General features: G+C 72.5%; 12 protein-coding genes and 1 tRNA gene. 8 read left to right on the top strand and 5 right to left on the bottom strand.

From position 1 onward, the window contains the following. Window positions 1-122: 122 nt before the first annotated feature. A complete protein-coding gene (locus ABT147_RS28405) occupies window positions 123-1,106 on the top strand; it encodes an aldo/keto reductase (protein ID WP_351411176.1) in 984 nt (327 codons plus the stop codon). Further along, the gene (locus ABT147_RS28400) at window positions 1,103-3,463 is read left to right on the top strand and encodes a helix-hairpin-helix domain-containing protein (protein WP_351411173.1); all 2,361 of its coding nucleotides are present in this window, start codon (window positions 1,103-1,105) and stop codon (window positions 3,461-3,463) included. Before ABT147_RS28405 ends, ABT147_RS28400 begins: the two co-directional genes overlap by 4 nt. A 218-nt stretch (window positions 3,464-3,681) precedes the next feature. On the opposite strand, the gene ABT147_RS28395 is transcribed toward ABT147_RS28400, so the two are convergent. After that, a complete protein-coding gene (locus ABT147_RS28395; protein ID WP_351411171.1) occupies window positions 3,682-4,371 on the bottom strand; it encodes a hypothetical protein in 690 nt (229 codons plus the stop codon). A gap of 48 nt (window positions 4,372-4,419) precedes the next feature. Between ABT147_RS28395 and ABT147_RS28390 the strand changes: the two genes are divergently transcribed. Beyond that, window positions 4,420-4,608 (top strand): DUF5703 family protein, encoded by a 189-nt coding sequence (locus ABT147_RS28390; RefSeq protein ID WP_005485166.1) that lies wholly within the window; start codon window positions 4,420-4,422, stop codon window positions 4,606-4,608. Window positions 4,609-4,693: 85 nt separating this feature from the next. Here the strand turns inward: ABT147_RS28390 and ABT147_RS28385 are convergent, their stop codons facing one another. From ABT147_RS28385 to ABT147_RS28375, 3 genes are all read right to left on the bottom strand, one after another. After that, complete coding sequence (locus ABT147_RS28385; protein WP_351411169.1) at window positions 4,694-5,689, bottom strand: chaplin family protein; 996 nt, start codon at window positions 5,687-5,689, stop codon at window positions 4,694-4,696. A 130-nt stretch (window positions 5,690-5,819) separates the two neighbouring features. After that, complete coding sequence (chpH, locus tag ABT147_RS28380) at window positions 5,820-6,053, bottom strand: chaplin ChpH (protein ID WP_351411167.1); 234 nt, start codon at window positions 6,051-6,053, stop codon at window positions 5,820-5,822. Window positions 6,054-6,270: 217 nt separating this feature from the next. After that, window positions 6,271-7,596 (bottom strand): M20/M25/M40 family metallo-hydrolase, encoded by a 1,326-nt coding sequence (locus ABT147_RS28375; protein ID WP_351411165.1) that lies wholly within the window; start codon window positions 7,594-7,596, stop codon window positions 6,271-6,273. Between the two features lie 198 nt (window positions 7,597-7,794). Between ABT147_RS28375 and ABT147_RS28370 the strand changes: the two genes are divergently transcribed. The 4 genes from ABT147_RS28370 to ABT147_RS28355 all read left to right on the top strand — a co-directional run bounded on the left by ABT147_RS28370 (window position 7,795) and on the right by ABT147_RS28355 (window position 14,036). Further along, a tRNA-Leu gene (locus tag ABT147_RS28370) sits at window positions 7,795-7,879 on the top strand. Between the two features lie 282 nt (window positions 7,880-8,161). Continuing rightward, window positions 8,162-12,037: a Pls/PosA family non-ribosomal peptide synthetase gene (locus ABT147_RS28365; RefSeq protein WP_351411163.1), complete on the top strand. Its 3,876-nt coding sequence runs from the start codon at window positions 8,162-8,164 to the stop codon at window positions 12,035-12,037. 77 nt (window positions 12,038-12,114) lie between these two features. Beyond that, window positions 12,115-13,497, top strand: coding sequence for a M1 family metallopeptidase (locus ABT147_RS28360; protein ID WP_351411160.1), 1,383 nt, complete (start codon window positions 12,115-12,117; stop codon window positions 13,495-13,497). A gap of 101 nt (window positions 13,498-13,598) precedes the next feature. After that, window positions 13,599-14,036, top strand: a complete 438-nt coding sequence (locus ABT147_RS28355; RefSeq protein WP_351411158.1) for a YchJ family protein — start codon at window positions 13,599-13,601, stop codon at window positions 14,034-14,036. A 15-nt stretch (window positions 14,037-14,051) separates the two neighbouring features. Here ABT147_RS28355 and ABT147_RS28350 read toward each other — a convergent pair whose 3' ends face one another. Beyond that, entirely contained in the window at window positions 14,052-14,777 is a 726-nt protein-coding gene (locus ABT147_RS28350) for a FadR/GntR family transcriptional regulator (protein ID WP_351411156.1), read from the bottom strand. Window positions 14,778-14,920: 143 nt separating this feature from the next. Between ABT147_RS28350 and ABT147_RS28345 the strand changes: the two genes are divergently transcribed. Then, complete coding sequence (locus tag ABT147_RS28345; protein WP_351411154.1) at window positions 14,921-15,439, top strand: gluconokinase; 519 nt, start codon at window positions 14,921-14,923, stop codon at window positions 15,437-15,439. Window positions 15,440-15,443: the final 4 nt, after the last annotated feature.

Here is a 15,443-nt window from a genome sequence, read left to right as displayed (position 1 = left end):
TCAAGGGGCGCGGGGAACTGCGCGACCAGCCCCCACTCGGCCGCAGCCGACGACCGCACCCCTCGAAATCGGTTATCCACAGGCCCCCACGTGACGAACCGTGGCCAGTAATGTCGCCGTTCATGGAGCAGAGGCATCTCGGCCGTACCGGCCTGCGTGTGTCCCGGATCGGGCTCGGCACCCTGACGTGGGGCCGTGACACGGACGAGCATGACGCCGCGGACATGTTGAAGGCGTTCTGGGAGGCGGGCGGCAATCTCGTCGACACGGCGGACGTGTACGGGGACGGCGAGGCGGAGTATCTGCTCGGGCAGTTGATGGACGGGCTCGTGCCCCGCCGCGATCTGGTCATCTCCACGAAGGCCGGCAGCGTCCCGGACCCCGACCGCCGTTTCGACGGCTCCCGCGGCCATCTCCTCGCCGCCCTGGACGCCTCCCTCGCCCGCCTCGGCACGGACTACGTCGACGTCTGGCACATCCACGCCTACGACCCCGGAACCCCGCTGGACGAGACGCTCCAGGCCCTCGACCTGGCCGTCAGCAGCGGCCGGGCCCGGTACGCCGGGGTCTCCAACTTCTGCGGCTGGCAGTTGGCGAAGGCGGCCACCTGGCAGCTCGCGGCCCCCGGCATACGCACCCGCCTGGCCAGTACGCAGCTGGAGTACTCCCTGCTGCAACGCGGCGTCGAGCGCGAGGTGCTGCCCGCCGCGCTGGATCTGGGCATCGGTCTGCTGCCGTCCTCGCCGCTGGGCCGCGGGGTGCTGACCGCCAAGTACCGTCACATCACTCCTCCGGACTCGCGGGGCGGGTCGGAGCACATGGCGGCGTTCGTCGCGCCGTACCTCGACGAGACGGCGACCAGCATCGTGGACGCGGTGCAGACCGCCGCGGACGGCCTCGCCGTGACCCCGATCCAGGTGGCCCTCGCCTGGGTGCGCGACCGGCCCGGTGTGACCGCGCCCATCATCGGCGCGCGCAACGCGCTGCAGCTCACGGGGGCGTTGTCAGTGGAGACCCTTAGTCTTCCTGACGAGATCTGCCGGGCTCTCGACGATGTGTCGGCGCCCGTGCACCGCTATCCCGATCACGACTGGAGCACGCTGTGAGCACGGAGCCCGCGACCACGGGGACGGACGAGCCGGGGGGACGGGGCGACGGGACGCCCGCCGCCGACGCCCGTGCGACCGAAGGCACACCCGAGGACCGGGAGGCCACGCTCGCGGCGACACCGGAGGGCGAGGCCCCGGCCGAGAGCGGGGCCGGCGCGGCAGCCGACGGCACGGGTGGCGAAGGCGACGGAGACGAAGCCGACGCGGGCGGGCAGGGCTCGTCCGCGGAAGACGGTGAGTCGGCAGCAGGGGGCGCCGAGCCCGCAGAGGGCACTGAGGCCGCCGACGAAGCCGCAGCCGCAGCCGCAGCCGCAGCCGAAACGTCCGAGGCGCAGGCCGAGTTGGCGGCTCAGCGGCTGGAGCGGGAGCGGATCGAGCGGCGCAAGGCGGAGAAGAAGGCACCGATCGCGAGCGGGACCAAGCTCAGCGGGACGGCCGCCGATCTGCTGGCCGCCGTACGGGCCGTGGAGGGCGGCCAGAAGCCCACGGCCACCGCCTTCGCCGAGCCGGACCCCGCTCCGCGCAGGCCCGCCGCCGAGCCGGTGCGGCGACCGGAGCCCGTGGCGGCCCCGGCCGGTGGCGCGGCTCCCTCCGGTGAGACCGTCGAGGCGGTGCGCGCGGTGCTGGCCGAGGGCGGCGCCCCCGAGGCGCTGGTGCCCCAGGTCGCCGAGGCGCTCGGCGAGGGCGCCGGGGCCCGACTGCGCGAGGATCCCTGGCAGTTGCTGCGGGTGCCGGGCGTACGGCCGGAGCAGGCCGACGGGTTCGCGCGGGCGCTGCTCGGCGCGGAGTGCGGCCCGGACGACGAGCGGCGGGGCCGGGCGGTCACCGTATGGCTGCTGGAGCAGGCGGCCGTCGCCGGGCACACGGCGCTGGAGGCCCCGGCGCTGGCCGCCGCGCTCGCCCAGCGTTCCGTGCCCGACCCCGAGGAGGCCGTCCAGAGCACCGTCGCCGAGGGCGAGGCCCTGGTCTTCCAGGACGCGCTCGACGACGCCCCGACCGCCGCGGCCACCACGGACACCGAGGACGGCGAGGCGGAGGAGGAGCGCCCGGTGCGCGTCCTCATCGGCCTGGAGCGTTACGCCCTCGCGGAGGAGAGCCTCGCCGACGCGCTGGCCCGCGTCATGAACTCCCTGCCCAAGGAGGACACGACGGCCTGGGACTCGGCGGCCGCGTCGGCACCGCGTTCCGCCGCGGAGCTGATCCGGGCCGTCGCCGGACACGGGCTCGTGTTGCACACCGGCGGCGACGCGGCCCGCGCGGAACCGGCGGCGCTGGTCACGGCCGCCCGGGCGCTCGGACTGCGGGCGTACGCGGCGACCCACAGCACGGACGGGAAGCGGCGGTTCGCCTCCGAGCCGTCCGAGCCGTCCGAGCCGACCTCCGTCGAGGGCGGCGACACCGTCGTGACGACCCTCGCCGGGCTGCTGTCCGGCGCCGAGGGGCCCGGCCGGGACATGGACGGCGCGCTCGCTCTCGATCTGCTCGTGGTCCTGGACGCCCCCCAGTTGGACGTCGAGACCGCCGCCCTGCTCGCCGAGTCGCTGCCCGACGGGGCCCGGCTGGTGCTCAGCGGCGACCCCGGGGTGCTGTGGTCCGCCGGGCCTGGCCGGGTCTTCGCGGATCTGCTCGCCGCCCGTGCCTGCCCGCAGATCGCCTCGCGGACGCCCGACCCCGGGCCCATCGGCGAGCTGGTCTCCGGGATCGGGATCGGGGAGCTGAACCAGGTCGACGCGCCCGGCAAGGAGGTCGTGATCGTGCCGGTGCGGGACGCGGGCGAGGCGGTGCACCGGACCGCGCAGCTCGTCGTGGACTCGGTGCCGAGAGCGTTCGGGATCCCCGCCGAGCAGGTGCAGGTGATCACCCCCGGCCATGGGGGCGCGGCCGGGACGCGTGCGCTCAACACGGCGCTCAAGGAGCGGCTGAACCCCGGGCCGGGCCGCTTCGGCGGATTCGACCCGGGCGACAGGGTCGTCCACTCCCCCGCTCCGGGCCGTACGACCCCCGGTCGTGTGGTGAAGGCCGACGCCGAGGGGCTGCACCTGGACTGCGCGGGCGTGGCCGTCGTCGTACCGAAGGAGCGGGTCGAGCAGACCGTGCGGCACGGGTGGGCGCTGACCGCGCACCAGGCCGTGGGGCACCGGTGGCCGGCGGCGGTCGTGGTCCTGCCGGGCGACGCCGCGCAGGCCCTCACGCGCCCCTGGGTCTACACGGCCTTCAGCCGCGCCGAGCGCCACCTGTCCGTGGTGCACGGCGTCGAACAGGCCCTGCCCCGCGCCGTCGCCGAGACCCCGGCGAAGCCACGCACCACCCGACTGCCGGCACTGCTGAAGGCCCTGGTACCGGCGGCCGATTGACAGTGCCGCAGGGTCGGGGGCCGCGCAGGTGGCGCTCACCGGCGCTTGCCGGGCACCGCCTGCGGCACGACTGCCCGCCGTCAAGGTGACGAGAGCGCGCCCCTGAGGCGGCCCGCAGGGCCGTCTTTCAGGGGCGCGGGGAACTGCGCGAGCAACCACGAACCACCCGCAGCCGCCCGCCGAGGGACGCCCCGAGCTATTGGGCGCCCCACAAACCGCTAGCGGTCCGCGTCCAACGGCTCCAGATCCTCGTCCTCGTCCAGCTCCCCCACAAGCCGGAGGTCATCGTCCAGATCGTCGTCGTCCGGCTCGTCGTCGAAGACCGCGCTGACGTCGAAACGGCAGACGACCCGCTGCGGATCGACCTGTTCGAAAGGCGCCTCAAGCCACTCCCCCGGCTCCGCCGTATCGTCCGCGGCGGTCACCCAGAGCGTGGAGTCCCCTTCCTCCAGACCGAACTCCTTGTGCCGGGAGGCGATCTCGTCCGGCTCGAACTCGCCGAACAGCAGACCGAGCGCCCCGTGCACCGTGCTGGCCGCCCCCTCGGAGCCGACCGGCTCCTCCGCGGCCTCCACCCGCTGGGCCTGTGCCAGCAGCCGCTGTGGCTCGGCCACCGTGTAGTCCCGGCGGATCAGCACGCTGAGCGCGCCGGGTTCCTCGGGGCCGGTGTAAGGCGGCATGTCCTCGGTGCCGGGGATCTCGAAGGGGGTGACCTCGTCATAGCGGTCGTAGAGCAGTTCGTCGTACTCCTCGGCGGCGGCGGCCAGCTCGTTGAACGCTTCGTAGACGGCCGGGTCGTCCTCCCCCGACCGGCGTTCGACCGCGGCCAGGTGGCGGTCGAGCGCGGTCTTGACCGCCTCGGCGGCGGCGCGTACCTCGGCAGCGGTGGGCTGCGCAGCATCAGACATAGTGCAGACGCTATCCGTACCGGGCCCCAGCCCGCACAATAGATACCGATGCCGGAATACGAATTTGTCGACGTGTACGTACCACGCGGGGTCTCCCGCAAGGACGCCACACGCCTGCTGACGGACCATGCCGAGTACGGACACTGGGAGTTGGACCGACTGAGCCTGCTGCGTGATGGCAGCCGCAGGGTGCGGTTGCGCCGGCGGATCATCCGCCAGGTGCGTGCCACGTGGTGAGTGGGCGGATCGAAACGGAGCGGGCCCCGCAGGTGCGGGGCCCGCTCCGTTCGTGCGCGTCTTGCGCGCGCCGGGCCGGGTCGGGCTACAGCGCCGCGGCCCGGGCCTTGCGGTAGATCAGGGCGCCCCCGATCAGTGCGCCCGCGCCCACCGGGAGGGCGAGCCCCAGCGGCAGCTCCGCGCCGGTCTGGGCGAGCTGTGCGGCGCCGTCGGGCCGGCTGACGGTCTGCGCGTCCGGGGTGTTGGAGTCACCACGGGAGACCTCACCGCCGGGCTTGCCCGGCGCACCCGGCTGGGCCGGCTTGGTCGGGACCTGCGGGGACGCCTCCTCGGAGTCGCCCGGCGGGTTCTGGTGGCCACCACCCGGATTCTCGTGCGCCCCTCCGCCGCCCGAGTTCCCGCAGTCGTTGCCCGTGACCCCGTTGCCGATGCCGACCACGCCGATGTTGTTGCCGCACACGTTGACCGGCACATCGACCGGAACCTGTACATGGTTGCCGGAGGCCACGCCCGGCGAGCCGCCGGTGTGACCGTCGGCCTGGGAGCCCCCGTTCGAGGAGCCGTGGCCGCCGTTGTCGTAACCGCCGCCCCCGCCGTTGTAGCAGTCGTTGTCGGTGGCGGGGTTGCCGATACCGATGACGTTGACGCTGTTGCCGCACACGTTGACCGGCACATGCACCGGGACCTGTACATGGTTGCCGGAGGCCACGCCCGGGGAGTCACTGGCGTGACCGTGGGCCTGGGAGCCACCGTGCGACGAACCGGAGGAACCGGACGAACCATGGCCTTCGTTACCGTAACCGCCGCCGTGGCCGCCGCGGGCGTGCTTGCCGCCTCCGCCGTTGGAACACTTGTTGCCCGCTGCCGGGTTGAGCAGTCCGACCACGTTCACCGTGTTGCCGCAGACGTTGAGTTCGGCCTCCACCGGCGCCTGCACGGTGTTGCCGGAGAGCACGCCGGGCGAGTTGGTGGCGGAGCCCTGCGCACCGGAGTCGGCGTGCGCCGCACCGCCGCCCGCCGCCGCGAGCACACCGGACGCGGCCGCCATTGTCATGAGGCCTTTGCGGGTGACCTGTCGCATTGCTGTATACCTGCCTTATCCCACATTCTGATCTTCAACACCTTGCCGGGATACCGATCGGCCCCGGAGTGCATGGCGCGCACTCCGGGGCCGACGGTTTTTTCAGACCCTCACCGGGTGAGGCACAACGTCACTTGTTGATGCAGGTGTTGCCGAAGGCAGGGTTCAGCAGCCCGATCACCGAGATCGTGTTGCCGCACACGTTCACGGGGACGTGAACCGGCACCTGGACGACGTTGCCGGACGCGACACCCGGGGAGCCGACTGCGGCACCCTGGGCCCCGGCGTCGGCGACGGCCAGACCCGCGCCCGCGAGAACCAGACCACCGGTGGCAGCCGCGACGGCGACGACCTTCTTGAGCATTATTCCTCCTTGTTGGCAAAGCGACCCCAAGTAGCGAGTCGCATCACCTGTAACGAGGAGGGAGTAATGGAGCTACGAGCTTATGGTCGGATTCACCCGTCACGGTCGATCTTCGTACGTGCTGCCGAATAGTGGAGTCTCGTTTCAGCACGCATTTCCGGACAGAACAGAGGGGGTTCAGGAAGTTTCAGGGATTTCAGCGGGAAGGTCGGGGAGTTCAGGACGCGTCGATGAACCGGTCGAGCACGCGTACGCCGAACTTCAGCCCCTCCACCGGCACCCTCTCGTCGACGCCGTGGAACATGCCCGCGAAGTCCAGCTCCGGCGGCAGCTTGAGCGGTGCGAAGCCGAAGCCGCGGATACCGAGGTCGTCGAAGGACTTGGCGTCCGTCCCGCCGGAGAGCATGTAGGGGACCGCCCGCGCCGCCGGGTCCTCGGCGAGCAGCGCCGACTGCATGGCGTCGACGAGCGCCCCGTCGAAGGAGGTCTCCAGCGCCTTGTCGGAGTGCACGTCCTCGCGCCGCACCTTCGGGCCGAGGATCTTGTCGAGGTCGGCGAGGAACTCCTCCTCGAACCCGGGCAGGAACCGCCCGTCCACATGGGCGGTGGCCTCGCCCGGGATGACGTTGACCTTGTAGCCGGCGCCGAGCTGGGTGGGGTTGGCGGTGTTCCGCAGGGTCGCGCCGATCAGCTTGGCGATGCCGCCGAGCCGGGCGAGGGTGCCCTCCATGTCCTCCGGGTCGAGTTCGGTGCCGAGCGCGTCGCCCAGCTCGTCCAGGAAGGCCCGGGTGGTCTTGGTGACCCGTACCGGGAACTGGTGGCGGCCGAGGCGCGCGACGGCCTCCGACAGCTCGGTGATGGCGTTGTCCCGGTGGATCATCGACCCGTGCCCGGCGGTACCGGCCACGGTGAGCTTCATCCAGTGCATGCCCTTCTCGGCCGTCTGGATCAGATAGAGCCGCCGCTGCTCGCTCACGGTGAACGAGAACCCGCCGACCTCGCTGATCGCCTCGGTGACGCCCTCGAAGAGATCGGCGTGGTTCTTGACGAGGTGCTTGGCCCCGTACGTGCCGCCGGCCTCCTCGTCGGCGAGGAAGGCGAGCACGATGTCGCGCGGGGGCTTGCGGCCGCTGCGCAGCCGGTCGCGGACGACCGCCAGCGTCATGGCGTCCATGTCCTTCATGTCGACCGCGCCCCGGCCCCACACACAGCCGTCCGCGACCTCGCCGGAGAAGGGGTGGTGGGTCCAGTCCGCCGCGTTGGCCGGTACGACGTCGGTGTGGCCGTGGATGAGCAGCGCCGGCCGGGACCGGTCCACGCCCTCGATCCGGGCCACCGTGGAGGCGCGGCCCGGGTGCGACTCGAAGATCTCCGGTTCGAGACCCACCTCGGCGAGCTTCTCGGCGACCCACTCGGCGGCCTTGCGCTCACCCGGGCCCGAGTGGTCGCCGAAGTTGCTGGTGTCGATCCGGATCAGCTCGCGGCAGAGGTCGACGACCTCGTCCTCACCGGTCACGTGCCTGCCCGCGTCCGTCTCGTTCACGCTGGTTCCTCCCGCTGTCGCTGCTGGTGGTTCCCCCTCATCCTCCTCCTGCCCGACCCCCCGCCCCAAGACCGGGACCGGCCCGTCACAAGCCGTTCACGGCCGGTCCCGGCGGAGACGGGGTGTGATCGAGGGCCCCGGAAAGCCTGGTAATGTTTCCTTCGTCGCCGCGAGGGAAACCCGCGCGACAGACACCTTGTCCGGGTGGCGGAATGGCAGACGCGCTAGCTTGAGGTGCTAGTGCCCTTTATCGGGCGTGGGGGTTCAAGTCCCCCCTCGGACACACAGTGGCGAAGGCCGCGACCCCAGGGTCGCGGCCTTCGCGCGTTACACTGACGAAATGTGGGCGACGTCTCTCCCCACCGGTAAAACCCCAGGTCAAGGCCCATGCTTCCACCCCTCCGGGTCGCCCGGAGGTCGCCCCCGCTTGGCCGACACGACAGGCCGTAGTCACCCGAGCACTAGAGTATTGGGCTTGTTCGGTGCCGATACGGAAATATCCCCAGGCAGACCTGGTGGCCCGTCGGCGCCCCCGGATGGTCCGGGTTCGAGAGGCGAGGATCCGATGGCCGCCGTATACGAGAGTCCTGACCTGACGCTGCTCGACGGAGAGTTGGCGGAGGGAGCCGGGGGGTTCGGCGGGGCGGCGCGGTTCACGGCCGGTCCGGCGGCGTCCCCGCGCACGCTCGTCGATGTCTTCGAGGCGTCGGTGCGCTCGTACCCGGACGAGCCCGCGCTGGACGACGGGAAGCGGCGCCTGACCTATCGCGCGCTGGCCGTCGAGGTGGAGCACCTGCGGCGGAAGCTGGGGGTCGCCGGGGTCGGGCTCGGGGACCGGGTGGGCGTACGGGTGCCGTCGGGCACCAATGATCTGTATGTGGCGATCCTCGCGGTGCTGGCCGCCGGAGCCGCGTACGTCCCCGTCGACGCCGAGGACCCCGATGAGCGGGCCGAGCTGGTGTTCGGTGAGGCGGAGGTCCGGGCCGTCGTCGGGGCCGGGCACGAACTGACCGTGAACGGCGCGTCCGACTCCCCCGCCGCCAGGCCCGGGGTCGAGCACGACGCGTGGATCATCTTCACCTCCGGGTCGACCGGCAAGCCCAAGGGTGTGGCCGTCAGTCACCGCAGCGCCGCCGCGTTCGTGGACGCCGAGGCGGAGCTGTTCCTGACCGAGGAGCCGATCGGGCCCGGCGACCGGGTGATGGCCGGGCTGTCCGTGGCCTTCGACGCGTCCTGCGAGGAGATGTGGCTGGCCTGGCGGTACGGCGCCTGTCTGGTGCCGGTGCCGCGCTCGCAGGTCAGGAGCGGCGCCGATCTGGGGCCCTGGCTGGTCGAGCAGGAGATCACGGTCGTGTCGACCGTGCCGACGCTGGCCGCGCTGTGGGAGCCCGAGACGCTCAACGACGTACGGCTGCTGATCTTCGGTGGTGAGGCCTGCCCGCCGGAGCTGGCGCAGCGGCTGGTGACCGAGGGACGCGAGGTCTGGAACACCTACGGACCGACCGAGGCGACCGTCGTCGCCTGTGCCTCGCTGATGTCCGGCGAAGAGCCGATCCGGATCGGGCTGCCGCTCGACGGGTGGGAGCTGGCCGTCGTCGACGAGGCCGGGGAGCCGGTGCCCATGGGCGGCAGCGGGCAGCTGGTGATCGGTGGTGTGGGGCTCGCGCGGTATCTCGACGCCGAGAAGGACGCGGAGAAGTACGCGCCGCTGGAGTCGCTGGGCTGGGAGCGCGCCTACCGCAGCGGTGACCTGGTGAAGGCCGAGCCCGAGGGGCTGGTCTTCCTCGGGCGGGCCGACGAGCAGATCAAGCTCGGCGGGCGGCGGATCGAGCTGGGCGAGGTCGACGCCGCGCTGCAGGGGCTGCCCGGGGTCGCCGGCGCCGCGGCGGCCGTACGGACCGCGCGCAGCGGCAATCAGCTGCTCGTCGGGTATGTCGTGACCCAGGACGGCTGGGACCAGGCGACGGCCGTGGAGAAGCTGCGGGCCGAGCTGCCCGCCGCCCTGGTGCCGCTGCTGGCGCCGGTGGCCGAGCTGCCGACCCGGACGTCCGGGAAGGTCGACCGGGACGCGCTGCCGTGGCCGCTGGCCGACCTGGAGACCGCCGGGCCGGCCGAGGAGCTGTACGGGACCGAGGCGTGGCTCGCCGAGCAGTGGGCCGAGGTGCTGGGTGTCCCGGTCGGCAGCGCTCAGGACGACTTCTTCGCGATCGGCGGCGGCAGCCTGGGCGCCGCCCAGCTGACGACACGGCTGCGGAGCCGGTATCCGAGCGTCGCGGTGGTCGACATCTACCAGCGGCCCACGCTCAGGAAGCTGGCCCGGTATCTGGAGGAGAGCGGCGAGGAGGACGGTGCCAGCCGGGTGGTGGAGCCCGTGCCCGCGCGGGCACGGCTCGTCCAGCTCCTGCTGCTCGTGCCGCTGTTCACGCTGCTCGGGCTGCGCTGGATCGTTCCGCTGGCGGCGCTCGGGAATCTGCTGACGCCGTACGCCTGGCTGCCGACCGCGTCCTGGTGGGCCGTGGCTGCCGGGGCGGTGCTGTTCTACACGCCGCCGGGGCGGCTGGCGATCGCGGCGGGCGGGGCGCGGCTGCTGCTGCGCGGGGTCGAGCCGGGGCGGTACGCGCGCGGCGGGAGCGTGCACATGCGGCTGTGGGCGGCCGAGCGGCTGGCCGAGTTCAGCGGGGCCACCTCGCTGACCGGGGTGTGGCTGGAACGGTACGCCCGTGCCCTGGGCGCCAAGGTCGGGGCCGATGTCGATCTGCACGCGCTGCCGCCGGTGACCGGGATGCTCAAGCTCGGGCGGGGCGCGGCCGTGGAGTCCGAGGTGGACCTCTCCGGGTACTGGCTCGACGGGGACCGGCTGGAGCTCGGGGCCGTCAAGGTGGGCGCCGGTGCGGTCGTCGGGACGCGGAGCATGCTGCTGCCGGGGGCCAGGGTCGGCAAGCGGGCCGAGGTGGCGCCCGGGTCGGCCGTGGCCGGGCAGATTCCCACCGGGCAGCGCTGGGCCGGGGCACCGGCGGGCAAGCTGGGCAAGGCGAAGCGGAACTGGCCCAAGGAGCGGCCGCAGCGTGGCCTGTTCTGGCGGGTGTCGTACGGCGTGACCGGGGTCGGGCTGACCGCGCTGCCGGTGCTCGCCGGGGCCGCCGCGCTGGCCGTGCTGACTCTGTTCGTGGGCCCGGACGCCGGGCTCGGCGCCGCCGTGCGCGGTGCGGCGCTCGGGCTGGTGCCGGCCACGCTGGCGTTCGGGGCGGCCTATGCGCTGCTGCTGCTCGTCGCCGTACGGGTGCTGAGTCTGGGGCTGCGGGAGGGTACGCATCCGACGCACAGCCGGGTCGGGTGGCAGGCGTGGACGGTCACGCAGTTGATGGACCGGTCGCGGCAGACGCTGTTCCCGCTGTACGCCGGGCTGGTCACGCCGGTGTGGCTGCGGCTGCTCGGGATGCGGATCGGCAAGGGCGCGGAGGTCTCCACCGTCCTCGCGCTGCCGAGTCTGACGACGGTCGGCGACGGGGCGTTCCTCGCGGACGACACCCTGACCGCGCCGTACGAGCTGGGTGGGGGCTGGCTGCGGATCGGGCGGGCGGAGATCGGGCGGCGGGCGTTCCTCGGGAACTCCGGGATGACCGCGCCGGGGCGTTCCGTGCCGGACGGCGGTCTGGTGGGTGTGCTGTCGGCGACGCCGAAGAAGGCGAAGAAGGGCAGCTCGTATCTGGGGCTGCCGCCGGTGAAGCTGCCCCGGTCGGCCGCGGACGGCGACCAGAGCCTGACGTACGAGCCGCCCGCGCGGTTGCTGTGGGCGCGGGCGCTGGTGGAGCTGTGCCGGATCGTGCCGGTGTTCTGCTCGGCGGGCCTCGCGCTGCTGACGGTGGCGGCCCTGAGCCTGCTGGACGGCTGGGCGTGGCTGCTGGGCGGGGTCGTACTGCTCGGGGTGGGGCTGCTGGCCTGTCTGGTGTCGATCGCCGCGAAGTGGCTGCTCGTCGGGCGGCACCACACCGGTGAGCATCCGCTGTGGAGCGGGTTCGTGTGGCGCAACGAGCTGGCGGACACCTTCGTGGAGGTGCTGGCCGTGCCGTGGCTGGCCGGTTCGGTGCCCGGTACGCCGGTGCTGAACGTGTGGCTGCGCGGGCTCGGCGCCAGGATCGGCAAGGGGGTGTGGATCGAGAGTTACTGGCTACCCGAGACCGACCTCGTCACGCTCGGCGACGGGGCGACGGTGAACCGGGGATGCGTACTCCAGACCCACCTCTTCCACGACCGGATCTTGCGGACGGATACTGTTGAACTCCGTGAGGGTGCCACCTTGGGCCCCGGCGGAATCGTCCTGCCCGGCAGCGTGGTCGGGGCCCGCACCACGCTGGGGCCCGCGTCGCTGGTCATGGCCGCGGAGTCCGTTCCCGACGACACCCGGTGGCTGGGCAACCCGATCGAAGCATGGCGCCGCTGAGTGCGGCTCGTGCGGCGTCCGGGGACTCGGGGGACGATGGACGTCGTACGAGAGCACAGCGGGGAGCAGAAGCGGCAGTGGCGGTTCAGCAGACGGTGGGTCCGGACCCGTACTTCCCGGCGAACGGTGATTCCCGTTACCGGGTGCATCGGTACGAGCTGGCTGTGGACTACCGGCCGGGGCCGAACCGGCTGTCGGGCAGCGCGCGGCTCAATGCCATCGCGGGCCGGACGGCGCTCGCCGAGTTCCAGCTGAACCTCGCCGACTTCAAGATCGGCCGGGTGCGGGTGGACGGCCGGGCGCCGCACTACTCGCACCGGGGCGGCAGACTGCGCATCCGGCCCGCGAAGCCGATCCGGGCGGGGGCCGCGTTCACGGTCGAGGTCCACTGGTCGGGCAACCCCAAGCCGGTGAACAGCCCCTGGGGCGGGCTCGGTTGGGAGGAGCTGACCGACGGGGCGCTGGTGGCGAGCCAGCCGGTCGGGGCGCCCTCCTGGTATCCGTGCAACGACCGGCCCGCCGACAAGGCCTCGTACCAGATCTCGGTCACGACGCCGTCCGCGTACCAGGTGGTGGCGGGCGGGCGGCTGCTCACCCGTACGGCGAAGGCGTCCACGACGACATGGGTGTACGAGCAGTCGGCGCCGACGTCGAGCTATCTGGTCGGCCTGTCGATCGGCAAGTACCAGACGGTGCTGCTGGGCGATCCGCGCCCCGGCGGCATACCGCAGCACGGGCACATACCGGCCCACCTTCTCACCGAGTTCTCCCGGGACTTCGCGCGGCAGCCGGCCATGATGGAGCTGTTCGAGGAGCTCTTCGGGCCGTACCCGTTCGGGGAGTACGCGGTGGTGGTGACCGAGGAGGAGCTCGATGTCCCGGTCGAGGCACAGGGGTTGTCGCTGTTCGGCGCCAACCATGTGGACGGGGCCCGGGGTTCGGAGCGGCTGGTCGCGCACGAGCTGGCGCACCAGTGGTTCGGCAACAGTGTGTCCATCGCCGACTGGCGGCACATCTGGTTGAACGAGGGGTTCGCCAAGTACGCGGAGTGGCTGTGGTCGGAGCGCTCCGGCGGGCGTACGGCTCATCAACTGGCCGCCGCCGCGCACCAGAAGCTCGCCGCGCTCCCCCAGGATCTGCGGTTGGCCGATCCGGGCCGGAAGCTGATGTTCGACGACCGGCTCTACGAGCGCGGCGGTCTGACCGTGCACGCGGTGCGCTGCGCGCTGGGTGACGACGCGTTCTTCCGGATGCTGCGCGGCTGGGCGACCGTGCATCGCGGGGGCGCCGTGACGACGGCCGGTTTCACCGCGCACGCCGGGCGGTACGCGGACGGCCCGCTGGACGCCCTGTTCCGGGCGTGGCTGCGGGAGCCGGCGCTGCCGCCGCTGCCCCTGCCGAGGGGGCCCGTGGTCCCGGCGCGCCCGCCGTATCCGCCGTCGAACGCGGGCTCGGCGTAGGGCGCGACGCGGGGGCCGACGCGGGTTCGTGCGGGCCCCGGTTCGCGGGGCGGCGCGGGTTCGTGCGGGCCCCGGTTCGCGAGGCGGGCACAATGGCGGGCATGTCGTCGCGTCGTAGCGGTTCCAAGGCCAGGTCGAAGAGCGGGGCTTCCCGGGTCTCCTCGCCGACCCCTCGCACCTGCCCCTGCGGGCTGTCCGAGGCGTACGAGGCCTGCTGCGGCCGGTACCACTCGGGCGGGGCCGCCGCGCCGACCGCCGAGGCGCTGATGCGGTCGCGCTACAGCGCGTTCGTCGTGCGCGACGAGGCGTATCTGCTGCGCAGTTGGCATCCCCGGACGCGGCCCGTCGCCGTCGACTTCGACACGACCATGCGCTGGACCGGCCTGGAGATCCTGGACACGCAGGACGGCTCGGCCTTCCACACCACCGGCACGGTCACGTTCCGCGCCTCGTTCCGGGGCGGCTCGATGCACGAGCGGAGCCGGTTCGAGCGGGTGGACGGGGCCTGGGTCTATGTGGACGGGGAGTTCCTGGAATAGGGACTGGGCTCCGGGTCAACCGGCGGCCGGGGCATGGCCGTTGGGGGCCAGGATGTCGAGTTCCTGGAGGGCGCCCACGGTGATCTCGCGGGTGAGTTCCTCGGCCCGTACGGCGTCGTGTTCGCGGATGGCCTCGGCGACCTGGACATGGAGGGTCACGGCGGCGGGGTCGGGGTCGTCGAACATGACGGCGTGGTGGGTGCGGCCGGCGAGGACCTCCTCGACGACGTCGCCGAGGCGGGCGAACATCTCGTTGCCGGAGGCGTCGAGGATCAGACGGTGGAAGGCCACGTCGTGGTGGAGGTAGCCGTCCAGCTTGTGGCCGCGTGAGTGGGCGACCATGCCGATGGCGCACTCGGTGATCGCGGCGCACTGCTCGGCCGTGGCGTGGCGTGCGGCGAGGCCCGCGGCGATCGGTTCGACGGCCGAGCGCAGGACCGTGAGCGAGCGCAGCTGGCGGGGGCGGTCCGCGCCCGCCAGCCGCCAGCGGATGACCTGGGGGTCGTAGACGTTCCACTCGGCGGACGGGCGGACGATCACGCCGACCCGGCGGCGGGACTCGACCAGGTGCATGGACTCCAGGACGCGGACCGCCTCACGCATCACCGAGCGGGAGACCTCGAAGGTCTGGGCGAGTTCGTCCGTGCGCAGCACGCTTCCCGGCGGGTACTCGCCCGCCGTGATCGCCGGTCCGAGGGTGTCCAGTACTCGGCCGTGCAGCCCCCGGCCCGGTGTGGTCATGGGGAGAAGGGTACGAGCAGCGGGGAGTGAAGAAAAAGTCAGACTTATTTATGTCGAGGGCTTGAATTCGTCGTACCTAATGGGTTTCAGTGTCGTCGACGTCGGGTGACGTCTCAGATGTCGACGAAGACAGCGAGGTAGTGATGCGTACCCCTCATGTCGTCGTGGTGATGGGCGTGGCAGGTACCGGGAAGACGACGATCGGTCCCCTGCTCGCGGCCCGGCTCGGCGTTCCGTACGCCGAGGGCGACGACTTCCACCCCGCGGCCAACATCGCCAAGATGTCGGCCGGGACACCCCTGGACGACGCGGACCGGGGGCCGTGGCTGGACGCCATCGGCGCGTGGGCCCACGGCCGGGACGGGCTCGGCGGGGTGGTGAGCTGTTCCGCGTTGAAGCGCGGGTACCGGGACCGGCTGCGGTCGGCCGCGCCCGGACTGGTCTTCGTGCACCTCGCCGGTGACCGTGCGCTCATCGAGGACCGGATGTCCCACCGGCAGGGCCATTTCATGCCGACGGCGCTGCTCGACTCGCAGTTCGCCACGCTGCAGCCGCTGGAGGCGGACGAGGCGGGTGTCACGGTCGAGGTCTCGGGCACGCCCGAGGAGATCGCCGAGCGGGCGGTCGCCGCGCTGCGGGAACGCGACCCGGCGACGTCGTAGGCCG

Source organism: Streptomyces sp. NPDC001868 (assembly GCF_040297125.1).
Classification (GTDB): Bacteria; Actinomycetota; Actinomycetes; order Streptomycetales; family Streptomycetaceae; genus Streptomyces.
This window is presented reverse-complemented; position numbering and strand designations above follow the sequence as displayed.

Coding starts and splice junctions, on each gene's coding strand:
- ABT147_RS28405 (WP_351411176.1), top strand. CDS start 123: ATGGAGCAGAGGCATCTCGGCCGTACCGGCCTGCGTGTGTCCCGGATC.
- ABT147_RS28395 (WP_351411171.1), bottom strand. CDS start 4,371: ATGTCTGATGCTGCGCAGCCCACCGCTGCCGAGGTACGCGCCGCCGCC.
- ABT147_RS28390 (WP_005485166.1), top strand. CDS start 4,420: ATGCCGGAATACGAATTTGTCGACGTGTACGTACCACGCGGGGTCTCC.
- ABT147_RS28385 (WP_351411169.1), bottom strand. CDS start 5,689: ATGCGACAGGTCACCCGCAAAGGCCTCATGACAATGGCGGCCGCGTCC.
- chpH (WP_351411167.1), bottom strand. CDS start 6,053: ATGCTCAAGAAGGTCGTCGCCGTCGCGGCTGCCACCGGTGGTCTGGTT.
- ABT147_RS28365 (WP_351411163.1), top strand. CDS start 8,162: ATGGCCGCCGTATACGAGAGTCCTGACCTGACGCTGCTCGACGGAGAG.
- ABT147_RS28355 (WP_351411158.1), top strand. CDS start 13,599: ATGTCGTCGCGTCGTAGCGGTTCCAAGGCCAGGTCGAAGAGCGGGGCT.
- ABT147_RS28350 (WP_351411156.1), bottom strand. CDS start 14,777: ATGACCACACCGGGCCGGGGGCTGCACGGCCGAGTACTGGACACCCTC.
- ABT147_RS28345 (WP_351411154.1), top strand. CDS start 14,921: ATGCGTACCCCTCATGTCGTCGTGGTGATGGGCGTGGCAGGTACCGGG.